General features: G+C 64.2%; 20 protein-coding genes. 7 read left to right on the top strand and 13 right to left on the bottom strand.

The features are described 5' to 3' along the window. Positions 1–12: 12 nt before the first annotated feature. A complete protein-coding gene (locus tag AC4CS3_RS22015; RefSeq protein WP_490785231.1) occupies positions 13–459 on the top strand; it encodes a hypothetical protein in 447 nt (148 codons plus the stop codon). A gap of 142 nt (positions 460–601) precedes the next feature. Here the strand turns inward: AC4CS3_RS22015 and AC4CS3_RS22010 are convergent, their stop codons facing one another. Then, the gene (locus AC4CS3_RS22010; RefSeq protein WP_490785230.1) at positions 602–931 is read right to left on the bottom strand and encodes a hypothetical protein; all 330 of its coding nucleotides are present in this window, start codon (positions 929–931) and stop codon (positions 602–604) included. A 920-nt stretch (positions 932–1851) separates the two neighbouring features. On the opposite strand from AC4CS3_RS22010, the gene AC4CS3_RS22005 reads away from it, so the two are divergent. Continuing rightward, complete coding sequence (locus AC4CS3_RS22005) at positions 1852–2514, top strand: hypothetical protein (RefSeq protein ID WP_490785229.1); 663 nt, start codon at positions 1852–1854, stop codon at positions 2512–2514. Between the two features lie 529 nt (positions 2515–3043). On the opposite strand, the gene AC4CS3_RS22000 is transcribed toward AC4CS3_RS22005, so the two are convergent. From AC4CS3_RS22000 to AC4CS3_RS21965, 8 genes are read right to left on the bottom strand one after another with little or no spacing between them, the layout of a single operon-like run. Beyond that, a complete protein-coding gene (locus AC4CS3_RS22000) occupies positions 3044–3289 on the bottom strand; it encodes a hypothetical protein (protein ID WP_490785228.1) in 246 nt (81 codons plus the stop codon). Continuing rightward, positions 3280–3405: a hypothetical protein gene (locus AC4CS3_RS21995; protein WP_490785227.1), complete on the bottom strand. Its 126-nt coding sequence runs from the start codon at positions 3403–3405 to the stop codon at positions 3280–3282. Before AC4CS3_RS21995 ends, AC4CS3_RS22000 begins: the two co-directional genes overlap by 10 nt. Next, positions 3402–4811 (bottom strand): NtaA/DmoA family FMN-dependent monooxygenase, encoded by a 1410-nt coding sequence (locus AC4CS3_RS21990; protein WP_490785226.1) that lies wholly within the window; start codon positions 4809–4811, stop codon positions 3402–3404. The genes AC4CS3_RS21995 and AC4CS3_RS21990 overlap by 4 nt, the downstream gene beginning before the upstream one ends. A 9-nt stretch (positions 4812–4820) precedes the next feature. Then, the gene (locus AC4CS3_RS21985; protein WP_490785225.1) at positions 4821–5927 is read right to left on the bottom strand and encodes an LLM class flavin-dependent oxidoreductase; all 1107 of its coding nucleotides are present in this window, start codon (positions 5925–5927) and stop codon (positions 4821–4823) included. Positions 5928–5958: 31 nt separating this feature from the next. Beyond that, entirely contained in the window at positions 5959–7128 is a 1170-nt protein-coding gene (locus AC4CS3_RS21980; protein WP_490785224.1) for an LLM class flavin-dependent oxidoreductase, read from the bottom strand. Further along, positions 7125–8126, bottom strand: coding sequence for an ABC transporter substrate-binding protein (locus tag AC4CS3_RS21975; RefSeq protein WP_490785223.1), 1002 nt, complete (start codon positions 8124–8126; stop codon positions 7125–7127). Before AC4CS3_RS21975 ends, AC4CS3_RS21980 begins: the two co-directional genes overlap by 4 nt. A 12-nt stretch (positions 8127–8138) precedes the next feature. Next, on the bottom strand, positions 8139–8933 hold the full coding sequence (locus tag AC4CS3_RS21970) for an amino acid ABC transporter ATP-binding protein (protein WP_490785222.1): 795 nt from the start codon (positions 8931–8933) through the stop codon (positions 8139–8141). Then, complete coding sequence (locus tag AC4CS3_RS21965; RefSeq protein ID WP_490785247.1) at positions 8930–9832, bottom strand: amino acid ABC transporter permease; 903 nt, start codon at positions 9830–9832, stop codon at positions 8930–8932. Before AC4CS3_RS21965 ends, AC4CS3_RS21970 begins: the two co-directional genes overlap by 4 nt. 456 nt (positions 9833–10288) lie before the next feature. On the opposite strand from AC4CS3_RS21965, the gene AC4CS3_RS21960 reads away from it, so the two are divergent. Next, a complete protein-coding gene (locus AC4CS3_RS21960) occupies positions 10289–12238 on the top strand; it encodes an FAD/NAD(P)-binding protein (RefSeq protein WP_490785221.1) in 1950 nt (649 codons plus the stop codon). A gap of 112 nt (positions 12239–12350) precedes the next feature. Further along, positions 12351–12872, top strand: a complete 522-nt coding sequence (locus AC4CS3_RS21955; protein WP_490785220.1) for a GNAT family N-acetyltransferase — start codon at positions 12351–12353, stop codon at positions 12870–12872. Between the two features lie 2 nt (positions 12873–12874). Here AC4CS3_RS21955 and AC4CS3_RS21950 read toward each other — a convergent pair whose 3' ends face one another. Continuing rightward, positions 12875–13453 (bottom strand): DinB family protein, encoded by a 579-nt coding sequence (locus AC4CS3_RS21950; protein ID WP_490785219.1) that lies wholly within the window; start codon positions 13451–13453, stop codon positions 12875–12877. Between the two features lie 44 nt (positions 13454–13497). Here AC4CS3_RS21950 and AC4CS3_RS21945 point away from each other — a divergent pair, with 44 nt between their 5' ends. The 3 genes from AC4CS3_RS21945 to AC4CS3_RS21935 all read left to right on the top strand — a co-directional run bounded on the left by AC4CS3_RS21945 (position 13498) and on the right by AC4CS3_RS21935 (position 16916). Then, on the top strand, positions 13498–14055 hold the full coding sequence (locus AC4CS3_RS21945) for a dihydrofolate reductase family protein (protein WP_490785218.1): 558 nt from the start codon (positions 13498–13500) through the stop codon (positions 14053–14055). 55 nt (positions 14056–14110) lie between these two features. Continuing rightward, positions 14111–15811 carry a helicase HerA-like domain-containing protein gene (locus AC4CS3_RS21940; RefSeq protein WP_490785217.1) on the top strand — a complete coding sequence of 567 codons (1701 nt, stop codon included), beginning with the start codon at positions 14111–14113 and terminating at the stop codon, positions 15809–15811. A gap of 112 nt (positions 15812–15923) precedes the next feature. Next, positions 15924–16916 carry a hypothetical protein gene (locus AC4CS3_RS21935; RefSeq protein WP_490785246.1) on the top strand — a complete coding sequence of 331 codons (993 nt, stop codon included), beginning with the start codon at positions 15924–15926 and terminating at the stop codon, positions 16914–16916. Positions 16917–16943: 27 nt separating this feature from the next. Here AC4CS3_RS21935 and AC4CS3_RS21930 read toward each other — a convergent pair whose 3' ends face one another. The 3 genes from AC4CS3_RS21930 to AC4CS3_RS21920 form a co-directional block, all read right to left on the bottom strand. Next, positions 16944–18917 (bottom strand): NHL domain-containing thioredoxin family protein, encoded by a 1974-nt coding sequence (locus AC4CS3_RS21930; RefSeq protein WP_490785216.1) that lies wholly within the window; start codon positions 18915–18917, stop codon positions 16944–16946. Beyond that, the gene (locus tag AC4CS3_RS21925) at positions 18917–21082 is read right to left on the bottom strand and encodes a bifunctional copper resistance protein CopD/cytochrome c oxidase assembly protein (protein ID WP_490785215.1); all 2166 of its coding nucleotides are present in this window, start codon (positions 21080–21082) and stop codon (positions 18917–18919) included. The genes AC4CS3_RS21930 and AC4CS3_RS21925 overlap by 1 nt, the downstream gene beginning before the upstream one ends. 105 nt (positions 21083–21187) lie before the next feature. Next, complete coding sequence (locus tag AC4CS3_RS21920; protein WP_184739845.1) at positions 21188–21472, bottom strand: HU family DNA-binding protein; 285 nt, start codon at positions 21470–21472, stop codon at positions 21188–21190. Positions 21473–21865 lie beyond the last annotated feature (393 nt).

Genomic DNA, 21865 nt, shown 5'->3' with positions numbered 1-21865 from the left:
AGTTGAACGACGATGAATGAGATCCGCAGCGGCAGCCTGATCAAGGGACGCACGGCATTCGAGCTCCTGAAGCTGCGCTACAAGTGCACCACCGTGGCCCTGGGCGTGACTCTTACTGTGGGTGTCCTCAGCGTATCCGGGGTTCCGCAGTCGTGGTTCACCAATTCCATCGTGGCCGTCATGGGTCTGGCCGTGATTCCGGTGATCGTGTTGATCCTGTGGGTTCCGATCAAGGCAGAGGCGGAGCGGGAGGCCGGCTACACCACGCTGCGGAACGAAAACAAAGACATGGAGCAGCGTGACCCGTACCTGGGCCGGGTCATCCGAAAGCCCGGTCAGGAGTACCTGCACCGGGCGGATTTCCTCGCGATCATTCAGGCCGCCAAAGAGGAAACGGAAAGAGTTCCTAAGCCAGCCGATGCCACCGGCAGCACATCTTCGACTGGCGGGGCTGAATGACGGCTTGTTCGCCGATGTCGACGACTTCTGTTCGGATCCTGACCTGCTAATAAGGGTTGGCGGAATCGATGAGCTGGAACTTCGCCGCCGGGCAACGTTGGCCTTCGAACGATTGTCGGCGCTGGCTGGTTGATCCCAGAGATCATCTTCTCCCACCTTCCCGGAGAAATGCTCGATAGACGGTTTTGAGGAGGTCCGCATAAGCCCGGTAGGCGGAGACTGCTTCTAGATCCTCTGTTCCGGCGCAGCGCAGTTCCTCGACCTGTCCTACGAGGTTCTCGAGCGCACCTAGCACGTCGGGAACAGCAGGCTGCCAGATTCCTCGGTCCATGAACGGCACGACAGATTCGGCGACCCAGGTGTCATAAAGCGCAAGGTTCGCGTGCACCTCGTCCAAAGCGTCAATTGAACTGCCCCGCGGAAGCGGCGCATCGCGCCACGATTGGAAGGCCCCTTCGAAGATTGTCGTCATACCGGAACCCTAATAATGCTGTCTGCAGGTTGTCGATGAGGTCACCGGCTAGGTGCCCGTAAGCCGGTCCTCTATCGGGCGCTATAGCACCTACGGACTGTCTGCGCGGATTGTGACTTCCGGTGGTAAATGGCGGCTTTTTCACGGCGCTATTTGGCGCATGGTGCAGCCCGGTAGGGGGGGTCGTCATACGGGCACAAGCTGGAGGGCTTGTGAACAATTCACCCCCCGCGGAGGCTGGTCGCTTCGTCCTTGAGGGTTTGGATCACAGCTCGATATTCAGTCGTAAGATCGCCGAATGCCGGCGCTCTTTCCGCTCGCGGAGCTTCAATCACAGCTTCGCATTGACGAATCGCCTGAATCAGCCCATCCGTGGCGCCCTGGCAACTCGCCAGCATCGCCAACTCGCTTCGAAGCTTTGACCTGCCTAGGAGGTTATGAGGCGCCGAGTCGGCGAGCCCAGCCTCCTGCTTGACCACGCTTTGATAACACCCTTTGAGTTCATCCAGCTCCACCTGTAGGGCATTGGCCCGGGCCAAGTCTCCCCCTGCGCGAGCCCGCACCTTCTGCCAGAGCCAACTACGAATACGGCCCAAAAGGACTTTCAGCCAGGTGATTGGCGCGATGTGCATGCAGTCAGACTAGACGGCTCGCTCAATCCAGCTCCGGTGCAACGCCGGCGTCAAGTTCAACGCGCGCCCGTGTAAAGCGCCCGTTAGCCGATCCTTGAACGGACAGTCCGTGTGGGCGGTGGTACGGGAAATGCTTAGCTTTTTGGCCGTTCCCTAAGTTTTTCGTCAATTCCCATGCTGTTGGCTTATGGGCGGAGATAGTTCAAGATTTGAGCATCAGGCTCAGTGGCATCGGCGGAGGACTGCCGGGGTCCCTTGCATCACTACTCGTGTCGAGGGAAGCGGACGATGACCGGAATCGACGATCTCATACCCAAGTCCGACGACCGTTGGGTCACCGCGACAAGAAGAGCGCACGGCATTGCTGACCTGGGCCTCGGCGGTGCCCTGAAGACGTACTACACGCTCTATTTCCCGGCCGGGGTAATCATCCTTGTCACGGTGGGGACAGTGGGCGGGATGCTGGTCTTCGGAAGCGGCCCGGCGGACTGGCCGTCCTTTTTGCAGGTAGGTTTTTTCCTCGCGTGGCTGGGTGCCGCCATCGGTGGACTCATTTACAACGCGAAGAAGATCGGGCCCGCAGTGGAGCCCGGCAGGATAGACGTGCTGCTCTCACTGGAGGACGAAGAGCGAAAAAACATCCGGCGCCAGGTTCTCGGGAAGACCCCCGTTGATCCGGAGCATCTTCTCGTCTCGCGGGCCGCCGCTGTGCAACTGCGAAAGAATGTCGCCACACAGCTCATCTGGATGTCCATGTTCCCGCTTGTATTCATTCCCCAAGTCATACGAGGAGCCGGGTTCATCTCATGGTTCATGGGGGCTGGCGTGGTTGTCTTGGTGATTGGGACGATGTTCGTTGTTCGCGACTTCCAGCGGGCTGGCAGGTTCCTTGCCCACACAAAGCCGGGAGCCCGGACGCAGCCCAGTGACGACAACAGTGGCCGGCCGTAGCCTCCGTTTCGGCAACGAGTCGCTCTTCATCGCTGGATTTCGACAACTACCGCCCGCTGCGCCGTATGTCAGTCCGCCGCTGCGGTCGCGCCGCCCGTAAGCCGGTCCCCCACCGGCCAGCTCGACAGCTGTTATGCCTTCCCTTCGAGAAAACTCTGATGCAGGCACTCGCTGATTCCCGTATGACCCGCCCGAATTAATGCCCGGTGATGGTGCCCTAAACGCTACACTCCAGGTTGTCTCTAAACCCTAGGAATACGAGACGCCTCACCGACCCCGCGAATACGGCGGCGGCAATGCTCTAGTTTTCGCGGAATGACGTTGGGTTCGTCCGCGGCCAGCGATTCCCGTCATCATGCCTCGAAACCATCTGAGTGAATTGGTGTGGTCACCTTTGATTACGAGACACATCGGAGCAGCCCATGATCTATCCCAGCCCGCCGTTCTGAAACACAACAATTGGAGCTGTGGTCAGCGTCGTGCGCCGCTCCCGGCAGTGCGGAAGTGACGCCGCAGCAGCCCCGGCGGATCATTCCGGCGGCCACGGTCCGTCGAGGAGTCCCTTGGCTTCCTCGACGATTAGCCGCCGATAGTGATCCCGTTCCACGCCCCAGGACGGCGTCCACTCCTCCCACTCACTTAACCAGCCGACAAGTAGGCGGAGCGTATCGGGAAAGCCGAGCTCATTCCATCCCTGAAACCAGATCAGGTGCCCCACCAAATCCAACTCGGCAGCGACCGCATGGAACAGGTCATGCCACTCGCCTAAAGCCACTGTTCCCACACGGTAAGTTGGAGCCGCACCAGGCCCGCGTCCGGGTCTATGCAACTGCCGCCGTCGTCGGTCTGCAAGCCGACGACGGCGGCAGTTGCATCTACGCGCTCCCTCACCGTGCCCCTCCGGCGGGTACCGATTCCAACGACTCCGAGCGCACCGGTGTCGCCAGCCCCAGGTTCTCGCGGAGGGTCGAGCCGACGTATTCCGTGGGGTACACGCCGCGTTCCTGCAGCTCGGGCACAAGATGGTTCACGATGTCGTCCAGGCCCGTCGGAATGAGCCAAGGCGAGATGTTGAAACCGTCCACAGCACCGACGTGGGCGTATTCAGCCAAGGTATCGGCCACGGCTGTGTAGGATCCGGTGAACGTCGCGTCCACCCTGGACGTCCTGGAGCTCACGAACTGCCGGATGGACAGGTTCTTCTCCTTGGCTTCGGCGCGCCACTGCTCGGCGAGTTGCCGGGCCTTGGCCCCGTGGAAACCACTGCCACGCGTCTCGGAGGTCTCCTCCACCACCGGGTCGATCTCCGGAAGTGGACCATCGGGATCATAGGCGGACAACTCCCGGCCCCAGAATTGTTCGAGGTACGCGACTGCCTGCTGCGGCCCGATCTGAAGGCTGCGGACCCATTCCTTTTTCTCGCGGGCTTCCTCGTCAGTCGCGGCGAGGATGAACTCGCTGGCAGGCATGATCTGGACGTCGTTGGCGCCGCGGCCAGCTGCGAGGGAGCGCGAGACGATATCGGCGCGGAACTCCACGGCGTCGTCGAACTTCGGGTGCGCCGAGAAGATGACGTCCGCTTGGCGGGCGGCGAAGTCGCGGCCTTCCGTGGAATCGCCAGCTTGGAATAGCACCGGCCTGTACTGGGCGCTGCGCGGGAGCCGGGGCGTGACGTCCACGGAATAGTGCTGCCCGGAGTGGTGCACACGCCGAGCATGGCCGGGCACCGCCCAGGACTCCGCGGAAACTGACGAGGAAACCGTTCCGTCCTCCCACGAATCCCAGATCTTCTTGGCAGTCTCCACGAATGCTTCGGCGTGGACGTAGCGATCGGCGTGGTCCAGGTACCCGCCCCGCCGGAAGTTGGCCCCGGTCCAGGCGTTGTCTGTGGTCACGACGTTCCAGGCCGCGCGCCCACCGGAAAGCAAGTCGAGCGAGGCAAGCCGGTGCGCAAGGTCGGCGGGATCGTTGTAGGTGGTGTTTTGCGTGGCAACGAGCCCGATATTGGACGTCACCGACGCCAACGCCGCGAGCATGGTCTGCGCGTCGGGCCTGCCCGCGACATCCAGGGCGTGGGGACGGCCGAGGTGTTCCCGTAAGCGCAGGCCCTCGCCCAGGAAGAACGCGGCGAACAGCCCGCGTTCGGCGGTCTGCGCGATTCTCCGGAACGACTCAAAGTCGGTCTGCGAACCGGATTCGGGAGCCTTCCAGATGGTGCCGGAATTGACGCCCTGGAAGAAGATTCCGAACTGGATCTTCCCGCTCGGCTGGAATTTCGCACGCTTGTGCTGTGTCATGTTCTCTCCTCAGTTTTCCGAGCCAAGGCTCGCGTACCGGCTCAGCGCCCGTTCAAGACCCAGCAATTCCCGGAACGTGCCGCCCTGGGCAACAGGCTGAAGCACACCGCGACGACGCAGCTCGGGGAGCACGAGCTGCGCCAACTCCTCGAGTTCCACGTCCAGCACAGCGGGATGCAGCCGTACGCCGTCGGCCACCGCAAGCAGTTCGGCAAGGAAGTCAGCCAATTCCGCTGCCGTGCCGACGAAGCGCGCGCGGGAACTGGACCAAGGAGTAAACGCGTCCAGTTCGGCGAGCCGCCCGGAGGCGCTTTGCCCACGCGAGTCAAGGACGACGTCGAGCTCCGCCACTACCGCGGTGCCGCCCCCAATAGCGGTCCGGGCACGACCCGCCTCCGCAACCTCCGCGGCGAGCAGTGAAGGCGTCGGGGCGGACACCAGCACCACATCGACGTCTGAAGGAAGCAAGCCGGCCTGCGCAACTACTGGCAACTGCCCCTGCAGCGGACGCGGAATGATGGAGGGCCCCTTCACCGAATACCCGGCCCCTGCGAAATCCGCTGGCGTCTCGAAGTCGACGTAGTGCAGTTTGTCGACGTCGAGGTACCGCCCGGTGGGGACGTCGCGGATCACGGCGTCGTCCTCCCAGGAATCCCAAAGCCGCCGGCTCACTTCCACCGACGCCGCGGCCTCCTGCGCCAGCACGGCACCTTCAACGAATGAGCGCCCGACGGCGGCAGCCTCCTGCGCGGAGCTGCTCGCCGCGACGAGCCAACCGGCCCGTCCGCCGGAGACGTAGTCCAGGCTCGCCAGCTGCGTCGAGATGTGGAAGGGCTCGGTGTAAACAGTGTCGACTTCGGGGACCAGCACAATGGAACTTGTCACCGGCCCGGCGAAGGCGGCCCGCTGCAACGCGTTCAAGCGGCCGGCAATGTCAGGCCCGCCAGCGTCCGAACTGCCAGCCACCGGCCCGTCGGCGAACGTCGCTACATGAAACCCCGCCGACTCTGCCGCGAGCACCGTGCTCCGGATCCGCGAACCATCCAGCAACTCATCCGGGGCATGCCTGGCCTTGCGCCAGGCGGCCGGGTGGGCGCCGTCGCCGTCGAGCTCCAAGGCCAAAAATCCAGGCCGGCTTGGACGAGAATCAGTGAGCGTGGACAAAATCCCTCATGTGGTTTGTGTGGTCTGTGGTGACGGTTCCGGCTGCGTCCGGTGACGTAGCGCCGGCGAATTCCGGACGACCGCCGTAGGGGTCCGCAGGCTCCCACAGCGTCGTGGGCGCGGCGGCGCGGACGGCCGGGATGACCTCGAGCGCGAACCGCTCAAGGATCTCCAGCTGCTGCTCGAAAGGCAGCGTGGTGGGCAAGGAAATGGACTGCAGATCGTGGCCGAAGAGCGAGTGGTAGCTCAGGATTTTGTCGATGACCTGTTCCGGGCTGCCCACCAGCGCAGGACCTTCAGCCACAGCGTGGTCGATGTCCCGGAACGGCGAATTGTTGCCCGGGACGTTGCGTCCTACCGTCAACGCCTCATAGACGGGCCCGAACTGGCGTTTTGCGTCCTGTGTAGTGTCCGCGATGAACACGCCGCCTGCCCCGGAACCCGAACCGAGGTGCTGGTGCCGCGGATCGTGACCGTGGCGCTCGTATTCCTCGCGGTAGTGGTCGATCAGGATCTTGTAGTTCTCACGAGGCTGGATGGCGTTGGCGGTGAACAGGGGATCGCCCCATTGTGCGGCGAGCGCGGCCGAAGTCAGCGTAGTAGCCGAGCCGTGCCAAATCCGCGGCGAACCCGCAAACGGCCGCGGCGTCGTCGTCGTTGCTTCGGTCAATCCGGGCCGGAAACGGCCGGACCACATGACGTTTTCCTCCCGCCACAGCCGCCGCAACAGTCCATACTTCTCGGCGAGCAGCTCCCACTGGTCATCGAGGGAGAGGGGGAATTGCTGAAACATGCGGTACTGAAGCACCTCGTTGCCCTTGCCGATCACGAGTTCCAGGCGGCCCCGGCTCAACTGATCGATCGTGGCGTAGTCTTCGGCCACCCGCACGGGATCGAGCACCGACAAGACGGTGACCCCCGTTTGGAGCCTGATGCGGCTGGTGACAGCGGCGATCGCGGCGAGGACCGTCGTCGGGGACGAAGAGATGAACTCACCGGCGTGCCGCTCCCCCACCGCGAAACTGTCAAAACCCAGCTCCTCGGCCCGGCGGGCAGTCTCCACCACCTGGTTGAGCCGCTCCGCCGTCGAGACGATTTCTCCGGTTACCGGGTTCTTCAGGTGCGGAATGATATCGAGTACCTGGAACTTCACTTCGCACTCCCGAAGTTTGCCTCTGTCACGGTCTTGGATTCCGGCAGGGCTTCCTCGCTCAGGCCCCAGCGCTCCAGGACCTTGCCGTAGGAGCCGTCCTTGATGGCTGCGTTCAGGGCATCCGTAATGGCCGGGGCAAGGCCGTTACCTTTGAGGGTGGTAGCCGCGACGAGGGTTTCCGAGGGCCAGCCGGCGTTGACTTTGCCCACAACTTTGAGGTCGTCCCGGGTGTTCTCCCGGTAGGAAACGGACGGGTAGGGCGCGATGTTCAAGTCTGTCCGGCCGGAGGAGAGCGCGAGGATGGTATCGGCGTCCGAAGAGTAGTACTGCAGGGTTGCCGGAGCCTTGCCGCGGGACTCAAGATCCTTGTTCCAGGCCAGGAGGATCTTTTCCTGGTTGGTGCCCGAGCCCACCGAGACCTTCAACCCGGAGATGTCGTCGGCGCCCTTGATGTTGTACGTCGACGACTTCTTGGCTTCGAAGCCCATGTATGCGGCGCGGTAGGTGGAGAAGTCGAACAGTTTCACCCGGTCCTTGTTGATGCCCACGTTCGAGAACACGGCTTCGAAGTCCCCGGACTGCGTCTTGAGCGGCCAGTTCTCCCAAGAGGTGACCTGCACGTCCAGTGCGAGGCCCAGCTTGTCGGCCACGAGCTGTGCGATGTCGACTTCGACTCCGATGGGCGTCTTATTGTCCGTCGCATAGAAGGACAGCGGGATGGACCCGGCGGTGGTGGCAACCGTCAGTTTGCCGTCCTTGCCGATCGCAGCAGGAACGGCGGCTGCCGCGGCTGGGTCCTTCTGTGCCCGGATGCGGTTCTGCTCGGGCGAGGTGTTGTAGACGACGCCGTTGCGGGCAGCACTCGCGGACGGGCTGGCGCCGTCGAATGGGCTGGCGCCGGCGGCGGACGCGCCGGGGTCGGAGCAGCCGGCGAGCGCCGGCAGTACGACGGCGGGCAGCACCGCAAGCGCCAAATATTTGAGATTAATGCGAAGCATGCGTGGGATTCCTCAGATGTTGAAAGCTGGTTCGATGACTTTGGAGAAGAAGCTGCGTGTCCGGGGTTCGCGGGGATTCGCGAAGATCTCCCGGGGACTGCCTTGCTCCACGATCTGGCCTTGGTCCATGAAGACCACGGTGTCCGCCACATCGCGGGCGAAGCCCATTTCGTGCGTGACGATGATCAACGTGGTGCCCGAGGTGGCGAGTTCGCGGATGACATCGAGGACCTCGTTGACGAGCTCAGGATCCAGCGCCGAAGTGGGTTCGTCGAAGAGCAGGATCTTGGGGTCAAGGGCCAGCGCCCGGGCGATGGCAACGCGCTGTTGCTGGCCGCCGGACAATTGCCGCGGATAGGCATCGGCCCGGTCCTTGAGTCCCACGCGGTCCAGGAGTTCCAGCGCACGCTTGCGCGCTTCGGCCTTGTTCCGGTGGAGCGCGACGACAGGTGCTTCAGTCACGTTTTCCAGTGCGGTGAGGTGCGGGAACAGGTTGAAGTTCTGGAACACCATGCCGATGTCCGTGCGCTGTTTGAGGATGTCCTTTTCGCGCAGTTCGTGCAGCTTGTTTCCACAGACCTGGTAGCCCACCAATTGGCCGTCGATGGTGATGTACCCGCCGTCCACCTTTTCCAAGTGGTTGATCGTCCGCAGGAGGGTGGATTTCCCGGAACCGGAGGGCCCCACGATCACCGCAACGCCGCCTGGCGGAACCGTCAGGGAAACATCCTTGAGGACTTCAGTGCCCCCAAAAGACTTGCGGACGTTGGTGATTTCCACGTGACCGCGGGTTGCAGCGGTACTCATCGGGCTTCCTTTGCTCGGTCAGTGTTCACGGGGGCGTGGGTGGAAAAGAACTTCCTGGCCTTCTGCAGCGGAGTGAGCGGCAGGTTGCGGACGGCGCCCTTCGAGTAGTGCCGCTCGATGTAGTACTGGAAGACGCTCAGGACCGACGTAATGGCCACGTACCAGAGGGTGGCTACGAGGAGCAGCGGAAGGACCTGCTGGGTGCGGTTGTAGATAACCTGCACGGTGTAGAAGAGCTCGGAATAGGCCAGGACGTAGACGATCGACGTTCCCTTGACCAGGCCGATGATCTCATTGAAAGCGGTAGGCAAAATGGCCCGCATGGCCTGCGGCAACACGATCCTGGTGGAGCGTCGCCACGCCGGGATGCCCAGGGCCGCGGCTGCCTCGAGCTGGCCCTGATCCACCGAGAGGATGCCGCCGCGGATGATCTCCGCCGAGTACGCCGCCTGGTTGAGGGTCAGACCCAGCACGGCCGCCGCGAATTGGCTGATGAGCGTAGTGGTCTGGACTTCGAAGAAGCGGATGTCCGTGAAGGGGAGACCTAAGCTGATTTTCTCGTAGAGGTAGCCCAGGTTGTACCAAAGCAGCATCTGGACCAACAACGGCGTTGAGCGGAAAATCCAGGAGAACGTCCAGGACACTGAGAGCAGCAGCGGGGAGGCCGAGAGCCTCATGAGCGCCAGGATGAAACCGAGGACAAAGCCGAGCGCGCCGGAGATTGCCGTCAACTTGAGTGTCTCGACGAGGCCGTTCACCACGGATTGCGCGGTGAACCATTGCGCCACGACACCCCATTCCCAGCGCGGGTTGGTCGCGAGGGACCAGGCAACAGCGACGACGCCAAGCGCCACCAGCACGGTGCCTACCCAGCGCCATGGATGCCGGGCCGGTACCAGCTTGTAGCCGGAGTAGTCGGCTGCGGTCCGGGCGACGGCGCTGTTGGCTGCGGCGCTGTTGGCTGCGGCACTCCGGGCCGCGGCCGCCGTCAGGCTCTCCGCGACGGCGCTGGGTTCCAGGAAGGCGCCGGGTGCCGGTTCCGGTTCAGATTGCTGTGCGGACTGCGCCACTTTGGTTGCTGCTGAACTCACGCGCCACCTCGCTTCGTATCGCTTGATTGATCGGATGGCTGCCAATCTAGGGGCGCCTTCGAAGCGGCTGCAAGGCGGATTTTTGCACTTCTTCATGGGGATTCATGGCGCTTCGCGCGGCTTCATACGGAGCCATATGAGTCCGTTCTTTGCGCTTGTTGACGCACCGTGACGCGCAGTGAACGGCCGTTACCGGCGCCTCGACTGAAGCACCGCCAGATCCCTAGGCTCGGGTACCACCAGCCACCGCCAACAGGAGTTGCCATGCCGTCCTTCGCCCCCGCGATCGTGTTCATTGGCGGTGGTCCGCGCTCAGCCGGCACCCTCGAACGGCTCGCGGCCAACAAGCCCGGACTCTTCGACGGCCCACTCTCCATCCACGTCGTCGAGCCGTACGAACCCGGTTCCGGGAGGATCTGGCGCTATGACCAGAGCCCGGGACTCCTGCTCAACTCCACGGCAGCGGACGTCACGATGTTCACCGACAGTTCCGTGGCCTGCGACGGACCCGCAGTCGACGGTCCGGGCCTCGCCGCGTGGGCAGCCGGCGTGTTGGACGGTTCCATCCGCGACGTCCCGCAGTTCGAGCCCCACCTCCTTGAGCAGCTTCGGGCGCTGACACCGGCCTCGTTTCCCAGCCGCCAGCTCCAGAGCAAGTACCTCGAGTGGTTCTTCCGCAGGGCCGTCGCGGCACTCGGCCCGGACGTTACGGTGACGGTCCACCGCGACACAGTCACCGCCGTCGAGCATCTTGTTTCAGAGCGCGGCGGTGCGAAGTACCGCGTGCGGCTCGCCTCCGGTGGGGTGCTGGAGGCGGACCTCGTGGTGTATTCGCTGGGGCACACGGATTCCCAAGGCGGGCCGGAATCAGCGCGGCTGGCCGGGTTTGCCGCGCGCCATGGCGGGTTCCACGCGGCGCCGTCGTACACCACCGACGTCGACTATTCGCCGATTGCCCCCGGACAGGACGTCCTGGTCTCGGGCATGGGTCTGGCATTCGTGGACCTTCTGGTGCTCTTGTTCGAGGGCCGCGGCGGTCGCTTCGAAGACAGGCCCGACGGCGGCCTGGACTATGTGCCGTCCGGCGCCGAACCGCGACTCTGGGCAGGCTCGCGCCGCGGAGTCCCCTACCACTCCAAGATCTCGTCGACCCTGCGCGGCGAGCCCGTCGGCGCACCCCGGTACTTCACCGCGGGCGCCGTGGAATCGCTGCTCGCAGCCCACGAGGAGCTGGATTTCCGGACCCAGCTCTGGCCGCTCATCGCCAAGGACGCCGGCCACGCCTACTACCGCGAACTCTTCACCGGATATCCCGAGCGCGTCCGGGGAAGCTGGGACGAGTTTTCCGCGCGCTTCGATGCCCTGGATTGGTACAGCCGCGCGCGCGAAGACCTCGTGGCCGCGGCCATCCCCGACCCGACCCTCCGGCTCGACCTCGAGACCCTGGACCAACCGTTCAGCGGCTGCGCCTTCGCGGACCATGCCGCCGTGCAAGGGTCCGTGGCGAACTACATCGAACGCGACCTCAAGCTCCGCACGAATCCGGACCATTCGGAAACCCTCGCCTTGTTCACGGCCCTGCTCCGCGTCTACATGGAACTCGGCCGGCTGGTCCCACAGGAGCGGCTCAATTCGCGCTCCCAACAAGCGGTGCACGGATGGTGGCACGGTTTCTTCAGCTTCGTGGATTCAGGCCCGCCGCCTCACCGATTGCGCGAAATCCTCGCACTGCATCGCGCCGGATTGCTGCAGTTCCTGGGCCCGGGCATGTGGGTGCGCCCGGACGAGGCCAGAGGCCGTTTCGTGGCCGGTTCCTTCCAATCGCCCGTGGTAGTGGACGCGGCGGCGTACATCGAAGCACGGTTGCCTTCGCCGTCGGTGGCGCGATCGGCAAACCCCGCACTGGCTGACCTGCACGACGCCGGTTGGGGCACCGAACAGTCGCTTCTCACCGCGGACGGCCCGCACTCCACCGGTAAGCTGTTGGTCTCGAGTTCGCACGAAGTCCTGGCTCCCGACGGCGGACGGCAGGCGGGGCTTTTCGCCGTCGGACCCTGGACCTCGGGTTGGGGCGCCGGTGCGTTCGCGCGGCCCGGAACCAACGCAGCACCGTTCCGCGAGAACGACGCCCTGGCCCGCCGCCTCCTGGCCGAACTCTCCGTACCTCACCCAAGCACCAGCCACCCAACTAACTCGCATTTGTTGTCGTTTTGACGCCCGATAACGACAACAAATGCGGGGGCCCACGCCGCCAGGGTTCCCTGGCCGAGCTTGCGAGGCGAGGGTGGCGGTGGGGACAGTTGGGGAAATTCACGAAAGGCATGCCATGACAACAACGCCAACCCTGCCGTCGTCGGGCCTTTCCGTCCTGAGCCTGCCCATGCGCGATCCACGCGTCAAGCCTCTTCTGGACGAACTCGCCCTCGAATACACCACGCGCTATGGCGACCTCTTCGGCAGCGGTGGCGCGGCCGAAGAGCTCAACAGGTACCCGGCCGGCGAGTTTGCCGCACCCCACGGTGCCCTCCTCATCCTGCAGGAGAACGGCGAAACCGTGGCTGGCGGGGCATTCCGCCGCTACGACTCCCGCACGGCGGAGCTCAAGCGGATCTGGACGCATTCGGCCCACCGCCGTCGTGGGCTGGCCCGTGTTGTCCTCGCGGAACTCGAGGCCGAGGCGTCCCGGCGCGGCTACCGACGGATCTACCTCACCACCGGTCCGCGGCAGCCCGAAGCCAAGAACCTGTACCTGGCCACGGGCTACACCCCGTTGTTCGACGTCGACGCGGATCCGGAAGAGATCAAGCACTTGGCATTCACGAAGGACCTGGCGCCAGCTCAGGCGTGAGCCTAGCCCACGGCCTGGCGCGCCGCGGCTTCGATCCTGGCGCGGTGATCGGCCCATTCTTCGGTGCTTCGCTGTGACAAATTCGGGTCCCCCGGGCCTTTCCCGGCTGAGCCGTCGATGAGCTCACGAAGTATGTCGGCATGCCCCAAGTGCTGGGCTGTCTCGACGCACACGTGCACCAGGATCTGATGGAGCGTCACGTGTCGGCGTTCCTCCGACCACCACGGCACTTCCCCGGGAGCGTCGAGTGGCAGCGACTCGATGGTTGCATCGCTGTGCCCGGCCGAGAACCGGTGCAGTTCGATGATCTCGTCCCTGCTCTCTTCCGCGGGAACCCACAGGTCCGCGTCGGCTTCGGCATCGTCCGCGAGCCACAGCAAGTCCCGGCCGCTGGGCCGGCCGAAGACCTCCCCGAAGTACCCCAGCTCCACACTGGCCACATGTTTGACGAGGCCCAGGAGGTTGGTGCCGGTGGGGGTCATGGGCCGGCGGACGTCGTACTCGTCGAGTCCGTCGAGCTTGGCGAGGAGTTCGCCGCGACGGGCACGCAGGTATTTGAGCAGAATCGCTTTGTCATCCATCCGGGCACTATACCGTTGCCGTCGCGAGTGTGTACCGTCTGTGCATGGCGAAACTGATCTACGCAGGGATCATGTCCCTGGACGGCTACACCGCCGATGCAGAAGGAAAGTTCGACTGGAGCATGCCGGACGAAGAAGTGCACGCCTTCGTCAACGACCTTGAGCGGCCCATCGGCACGTACCTCTATGGCAGGCGGATGTACGAGGTCATGTCCGCATGGGAGGACATGACCCTTTCCGGGGAGCCACCCGTCATGCGGGACTATGCGAGGATCTGGCGTGCCGCGGACAAGATCGTGTACTCCACGAGTTTGGAGAGTCCGTCCACCGCAAAGACACGCCTTGAGCGGGAGTTCGACGCCGGAGCCATCCGAGCGCTGAAAGATTCGTCAGAGCAGGACATGTCCATTGGTGGCACGGTTCTCGCCGCCCAAGCCATCAAAGCCGGCCTGGTGGATGAGTTCTGTCTCTTCCTCACGCCGGTGGTGGTCGGAGGCGGCAAACAATTCCTCCCCGACGGGGTGGGCCTGACCCTTGAGCTGTTGGACGAACGTCGCTTTGGCAACGGCGTCGTCTACCTCCGGTACGCCAAGCGAGCCTGATCAGTAGGGCAAATTTTTCGGCCAAATGGCGCCCCTGCACCACTAGGCTATGCGCATGGCCAAGAAAACCACAGCTGAAAAGATCGCTACGATCCAGCAGGGATACAGCCTCGATGGCGCCACGATCGAACTGGGTGCCGCCATCGTCGACGGCGAAGTCCACAAAGAAGCACAAGTCCGGTTGCCACTGTCCATGATGAACCGGCACGGCCTGGTGGCAGGCGCCACGGGCACCGGCAAGACCGTCACCCTGCACATGATGGCAGAACAGCTGTCCACTGCCGGAGTCCCCGTCTTCTTGGCGGACATCAAGGGAGACCTTTCAGGACTCGCCACCGCGGCCACAGCCAGCGAAAAACTCGCGGCCCGCACCGCGAGCCTCGGCCAAGATTGGTCCGGCAAGGCTTTTCCGGTCGAGTTTCTCTCATTGGGCGGGGATGGCAACGGCGTTCCCGTCCGCGCCACCATCACCTCGTTCGGCCCCATCCTGCTTTCGCGCATCATGGAGCTCAACGACACCCAGGAATCCAGCCTGCAGCTGGTCTTCCATTTCGCCGACCAGAAGAAGCTGGAGCTGATCGACCTCAAAGACCTGAGGGCAGTCATCCAGTTCCTGATCTCGGATGAAGGCAAAGCGGAGCTCGAAGACCTCGGCGGACTATCGAAGGCCACGGCCGGCGTCATCCTGCGCGAACTCGTCAATCTTGAGGCCCAAGGCATGGAGAAGTTCTTTGGCGAGCCGGAATTCGACACCGCGGAACTTCTCCGCACAGCCCCGGATGGCCGCGGCGTGATCAGTTGCCTCGAACTTCCGACGCTTCAGACCAAACCCATGCTGTTCTCGACGTTCCTTATGTGGCTGCTTGCCGACCTCTTCGAAGACTTGCCCGAAGCGGGAGACCTGGACAAGCCCAAACTCGTCTTCTTCCTGGACGAAGCCCACTTGCTCTTCACCGGCGCATCCAAGGCTTTCCTCGAAGCCATCACCATGACGGTGCGGCTCATCCGGTCCAAGGGGGTCGGGATATTCTTCGTCACCCAGACGCCCAAGGATGTTCCTGCCGCCGTCCTCGGCCAGCTTGCCAACCGGGTCCAGCACGCCCTGCGCGCGTTCACTCCGGAGGATGCCAAAGCCCTCAAGGCCACCGTGTCCACGTTCCCGGTAAGCGATTACGACCTTGCGGAAACCCTGACCTCCGCCGGTATCGGCGAAGCGGTCATCACCGTCATGAACGAAAGGGGCGCGCCCACGCCCGTGGCGCTGACGAAGCTGCGTGCCCCGGAATCCGTGATGGGACCCAGCACGGACGAGCTGATCGGCAGTACCATCGCGGCTTCCCTGCTGCTGCCGAAATACGGCACGGCGGTGGACAACATTTCGGCCTACGAGAAACTCAGCGGCAAAGCCACCGCACCCGCCACGGGAGAGGCCGCGCCAGGTGAGCCTCCGGTACCTGCCTCCCTTGACCACAATGCCGTGGATGCTGAAGCCCGCAGGATCGAGGAAGAGATCCTTGGCCGTCCCAGCAGCCGCCCCCTGCCAGGCTCCACCCCCGAAGAGTGGCCCCCCGCACCGGCCCATGCCCCGGTACCGGCTCCGCAGCAAGACGGCGGCGGAATGATGGGCGATCTCGCAGGCGTCCTGGGTGGTGCGCTCGGCGGCGGAATGAAGAGCATGGCACGGTCCCTTGGTACGCAGCTCGGCCGGGAACTACTCCGCGGAGTGTTCGGAACCTCATCGCGACGGCGCCGCTAAAACGCAGCTGCCGCCCGCCGTCGGGCCCTTCCCCAAAAGCATGCTCAGTCGTCACGTGAGGAGAGGATGCCGGGGTATTGCTGAACCGGCGGGTAACGTAAAGGGCGTGCAGTTGAGTCAAGCGTTGGTCAAGACCGCGGCCGGGTGGCTACTCGGTCTGATGCTTGCTGTGGCCGCCGCGATCGTTTCGATCAACCTGGTGAGCAACTCCATAGCCAGCCCGCAGCAGCAGGTTCGAGATTACCTCTCGGCCCTCCAGAAGGGGCATGGCGGGGAAGCCCTCGGGCTCCTGCACGCGTCCGTGCCCAACGCCAACGCCGCCATGCTGGACGGTACCGCCCTGCAGACGGCGGCGTCGAAGATCACCGATATCAAGCTCGGCAACGCCGAATCCCGAGGCGGCAACCGGGTGACGGTTCCTTTGGACTACCAGATCGACGGCAAGGCGCTGCACTCGGACTTCCTGCTTGAACGGACGGGCACCGAGTGGCTGTTCTTCGGGAAATGGTCCTTCGTGCCGTCATCCTTGCCGACCATCGAGGTCACCGTGGTGAACGCCAACGAGGCGACGCTGAACGGCGTCCCGGTGAACCTGCCCAATGGCCGCAACAGTTTTGCCGTGTTTTACCCGGGCCAGTACGAAGCCAGCCTCGCCGGCAAATACTTCTCGGCGCCGACTACCAGCACCGCGGTGACCACGGGTGCCCTGCCCCAGGCACCCCTCAACCTTCTGACCAAGCCCACCGACGCCATGATCAAGGTGGTGAGCGACAAGGTCAAGGAATTCCTGGACACCTGCGCCGCTGACGCCACCAAGCAGCAAAAGCTCCAGCCCGACTGCCCGTTCTACCACGTGACCAATAGCCGGGTGGTGGACGGCACCATCAAATGGCAGATCACGGAATATCCCAAGGTCAGCATCGACCCCTTTAACGGCCAGTGGGTCGTGGCGCCCCTCAACGGCAAAGCCAAGGTAACGGCCCGCGAAATCGATCTCTTCAGCGGGCAAGTGGGAGACCTCAGCGCCGTTCACGACTTCAGCTTCACCACCCGGCTGGACATAGGCGCGGACACCATCACGGTGACGCCGCTGGTGAGCTTCTAGCTTCGACGGCGGCCCGGCGGCCCCTGCCTAGTCCATCCCGCGCAGGTCAAGCACCAGTTCGGAGTCGCCGTCGGCCTGCAGGACCACGGGGATGCCCCAGTCTTGCTGGTAGAGGTGGCAGGCGGCGTGATCGGGGATTTCGCCGTCCTCGGTCTCCGGGCCATCGCACGCAGCCGCGCGGGCCGTGATGTGGAGGATCCCCTCAGGCACGTCCGCGGACAGCTCGAGGGTCCGCAGCAGCCCCACGGACGTGCCACCACCGGAAAGCAGCAGCTCGGGCGGGGTCGACGAAATCTTCAGCTGCGTCGGGTCCCCCCAGCGGTCGTCGAGCTTCTGCCCGGTCGGGGCCGTGAAGCGAACGGTGAGCTCCAGGTTCCCCGGCGCCACGGGACTCTTAGGCCGCTGCGTCTGGGATGCGCCCTCGTCCACCTGCTGGGCTTCCTTGGGGATCGGGACCAGGACCAGTTGGTGCTTGTTGGATTCGACCACCACCAGGAGCGGTTCGCCGCCTTCCGGGTAGACCACGACGACGTCGCTCGGCTCGGCGAGTCCCCGCGCCAAGGTGGACACTGCCTTCGTCGCGGGGTCGTAGCGCCGCACGGCACCGTTGTAGGTGTCCGCGATGGCGACGGAGCCATCTGGGAGCACTGTGACACCAAGGGGGTGCTGCAGGCGGGCCGCGATGGCCTCGCCGTCCCGGAAACCGAAATCGAACAGGCCCTTGCCTACGGCGGACTCAACGGTCACGCCGGTTTCGCCAAGGACCAGGCGGCGCAGTGCCGAGGTCTCGGAGTCGGCCACCCAGATGTTGTCGTCCGCATCCACGGCCAGGCCGGAAGGTTGGGCGAACCAAGCTTCCTCGGCGGGTCCGTCAAGCAAACCTTCAAGGCCCGAGCCGGCCAGGATGGATACCTCGCCGCTGAGAGGCTCAAAGGCAAAGATCTGGTGTGTGCCGGCCATCGCGATGATTACGCGCTGCAGCTTCTCGCTCCACACCACGTCCCACGGCGAGGACAGGGAGACCCCGGTCCCGACACCCAGTACCCCGACGTCGAGGGCGTCAGCCGCGAAGTCAGCCGGACCGGCGTCGTGGTGTTCAGCCCAAACACCGGCACCGCTTTCCGTCACCCGGGCAGGGCCGGCGTCGAGCAAGCGCTGAACGCCGTTGCCGGCGACTGTCTGCACATAACCCGAGCTGAGCGTGACGCCGCGGAGGCGGTGGTTCACCGTGTCGGCGACCACTGCTTCGTATCCGAGCTTCCAGGCGAGCTCCGCCGGGAGCACCGCCACGCCCTGCGGCTCGTTGAACTGGGCAATTTCCGCCGCGCCATCCAGGTAGCCCTTGGTTCCGGAACCGATGACGCGCTCAACGGTCTCGAGGTCGGGACGAAGTTCCACCAAGCGGTGGTGGCCGGAATCGACGACCAGGTAGTTGCCGTTGTCCAGCTGAGTCGCCTTGCCGGGGAAGCGCAGGGTGCCCGACGTCGGGACGGGAGCCACGTAGGGGCCGTCACCGCGGTGGAGGGTCCCCTTGGCTTCGTGCTCGGCCACCAGCTCCTCAAGGAGCACGGCAAGGCCGTCTGCGTGGCCCTCGCCGGAAAGGTGCGCCACGATGTAGCCCTCAGGGTCCACAACCACCAGCGTCGGCCACGCGCGGGCCGTGTAGGCCTTCCACGTGGCGAGCTCGGGGTCGTCCAGGACGGGGTGGTGGATTTCGTAGCGCTCCACGGCGGATGCGAGGGCCACGGGATCGGCTTCGTGCTCGAACTTGGGAGAGTGCACGCCGACCGTCACCAGGACATCGGAGTACTTTTCCTCGAGCGGGCGCAGTTCATCCAGGACATGCAGGCAGTTGATGCAGCAGAACGTCCAGAAGTCGAGCAGCACGATCTTGCCGCGCAGCGCTTCCAGGTCCAGGGTCTTGCCACCGGTGTTGAGCCAGCCACGGCCCACCAGTTCAGAGGCACGGACACGCAGTTGGGTGCGTACGGATTCGCTCATCAGCGTCCTTCCAGGTTGGTCTTGCTTTCGGGCTGCTTGAAGTCCCGATCAGTCAGTTTCGCATCGCGGTCTGCAAGCCGCGCAAACATATCGTTGTAAGCATTCAGGTCGGCGTCGTTATTCCTGTCGGCCGCCCGGTCCGTGCGTTTGGTCTCGCGCGCGTCCGAACGCGACCACATGACCGCGACGCCGATCGCCACCAGCAAGGTGGGAACTTCGCCGATTCCCCAGGCCACAGCGCCGCCTGTCTGCTGGTCCAGCAAGGCCGATTGCCCCCAGGTCCGGCCGAGGTTGCCGAAGTAATCGGCAGCGAGCAGCCCGGTGCCTCCCATGATGGACACTCCGAAGAATGCGTGGAAGCCCATCGTGGCGAGCAAGAGGAGCAACCGCATGGGGTAGGGCGCCCGACGCGGCAGTGGGTCCGTGCCGATCATCGTGAGGACAAAGATGTAGCCGGTCAGCAAGAAATGCAGGTTCATCAGCTCATGGCCGACGTGCTCACGCATTGCCCAGCCGAAAGCGTCCGAGAAGTAGAACAGGACGATCGAACCGGCAAAGTTCGCGGCGGCAAACAGCGGGTGGGTCACCACCTGGGAGAACTTCGAATGCACAAACACCAGGAGCCATTCACGAAGTCCACGGGAGCCGTCCCCGCGCGATCCCTCGCCGCGCGACGGCAGTGCACGCAATGCCAAGGTCACCGGCGAACCCAGGACCAGGAACAGCGGCGCGACCATCGTCAACGCCATGTGGTCCACCATGTGGGCGGAGAACAGTATGCGGCCGTAGACCGACGGCGGCCCGGACGTGATGTAGGTCAGGACCACCAAGCCGATCATCCAGTTCACGGCACGGAACCAGGACCAGGAGTCACCGCGTCGCCGGACCTTGACCACGCCAAGGATGTAGCTCGCCGCGCCGAAGAGGGCCACAGCCACCCAAAGCCAGTCGAGGCGCCACTCGGTCAACCAGCGCGCGGGCGTCAATTCGGGCGGCAGCTCGTAACCGGACAGGATAAAGGCCGGCGAGGCGTCGGGTGCGTAGGTGGTGGGCAGCGGCGGTGCCGAGCTGGCCAGCGCGACGGCGAGTCCCGACGTCGCGCCCATCACCAGAAGTTCAACCAACACAAGCTGCCACAGCACGCGACGCGTGGTCATGGATTTGCGGCCCAGCTGCGGGATGACCCACTGGCGGTGCATGAACCCGATACCGCCGAGGACAATCGTGGCCAGCGCCTTCGCCAGGATGATCTGCCCATAGGGGGTGCCGATCAAGGCCGAAAAGCTGGTCACGCGAATGCTCGCGTTGACGACGCCCGACGCGAAGACGAGCACGAAGGCAAAGCCGGCCAACGCGGAGAACCGGCGGAGGGTCTGTCCCGTAATGTCCTTGGTGCCGGTTGCCTTGGAACCCCGCAGGAGGCTTGAGAGGACCGCGAGCATGATGATGCCGCCCACCCAGGTGGACACGCCCACCAAGTGAAGGCCAAGCGAGTTGATAGCGCCTTCGTGGTCGCTGGAACTCGCGGAGTGACCGATCAGTGCGCTCGGGATCAGTCCGCCAAGAGCCAGGACAAGCGTCAGCGCGAGTCCCGCCAACGAACGGACGCCGAACAGCGCCGTCGTGACAATCGCGGCGATGATCGTCACGGCGAGCCACGCCTGGCCCGTTTGGATGTCCGTCATGAAGTAGACGAGCGAAGCAGTGAACTGCGCGTCGCCGGAGAGGCTCTGCCCAGCGACGTCCGCGTACGTCAGCACGAGGACCGCGACGGCGGAGAGCGTCCAAGCGGCGCCTGCTGCTGCCGCTACGGCCAAAGCGCGGGTGAACGCGGGGTGTTCAGGGGCATCGTCGCCCTTGGATCGGGACGTGTGCTTGGGAAGGATAACGACGGCGAAGATCAGCCCGCCGATCACGGTCGCCAAGGACACGTTATGGATGGCTTTGGCGGCGGGCAGCCCCCAGCGGACCAAGGCGCCTGGATCAGAGACCTGCCGCGCGGCCGAGGCGCCGGAGAAGATCAGAGCACCGGCGAGAGCCAGGAAGAGCGCAGCGAAGCCCGCCAGTTGCCACGGCAAGGAGATCCCTTCCACGGCAGCACCTGCCGTGGTTCCCGGCTTGGAAGCGGGCGAAGGAGCAGTGGCGGGAGTTTTGGCTGATGGCACCTATCCATTGTCCGCTAACGTCGGCGGCGCGGCGAATCGAGCGGATTAAAGCAGAAAGGCGGCAACCCGCAGGTTGCCGCCTTCCGAGGCGTTCGCCGAAGTGTCTTACTTCTTGGCGACAGCTGCCTTCAGCTTGGAGCCGGCGGTCAGCTTGACGCTGTGGCCAGCGGCGATCTGGATGGTCTCGCCGGTCTGCGGGTTGCGGCCCGTGCGGGCTGCGCGGTCGGTGCGCTCGATGGCAAGCCAGCCCGGAATGGTGATCTTCTCGCCAGCGGCGACGGAAGTCTCGAAAACTTCGAACAGGGCATCGAGCACGGAGTTGACTGCAGCCTGGCTGGTGCCAGCCTTGCCAGCTACCTCGGAAACCAGTTCGCTACGGTTCTTAGCCATTTGTGTCCTCCTGGACTTTACGATTTTGGAGCTCACACACGGCATGCGTGCGAGCCACTGTTCGAAAACTTACCAGCTTGGAACGACGCGGCCAGCAAATTCCGCGTGTTTCCGCGCTTTTTTGACCAAATTCACCCTATTTCGGGCGCTTTTGGGGGTCAATTCCGCCGCGGGCGAACTCCCCGACCCCGGACGCTCGCTCACATATGGCCGGGTTCGGTGGGACGCTCGCTCACAAATAAGGGGTCCTGACCGGACGCTCGCTCACATATAACCGGGTCCTGGCGGGACGCCGGCTCATTTCTGCTGACGGCGGGTCGGGGCTGGGGTCCGGTCCGGCTCGAGGGTGAGCAAGGGTTGGCCCCGACCCCGTTATATGTGAGCCGGCGTTGG

The sequence above is a fragment of the Arthrobacter sp. SE2 genome (assembly GCF_058244265.1).
The sequence above is the reverse complement of the archived record's forward strand: the minus strand, read 5'-3'. Positions and strand labels throughout refer to the sequence as shown.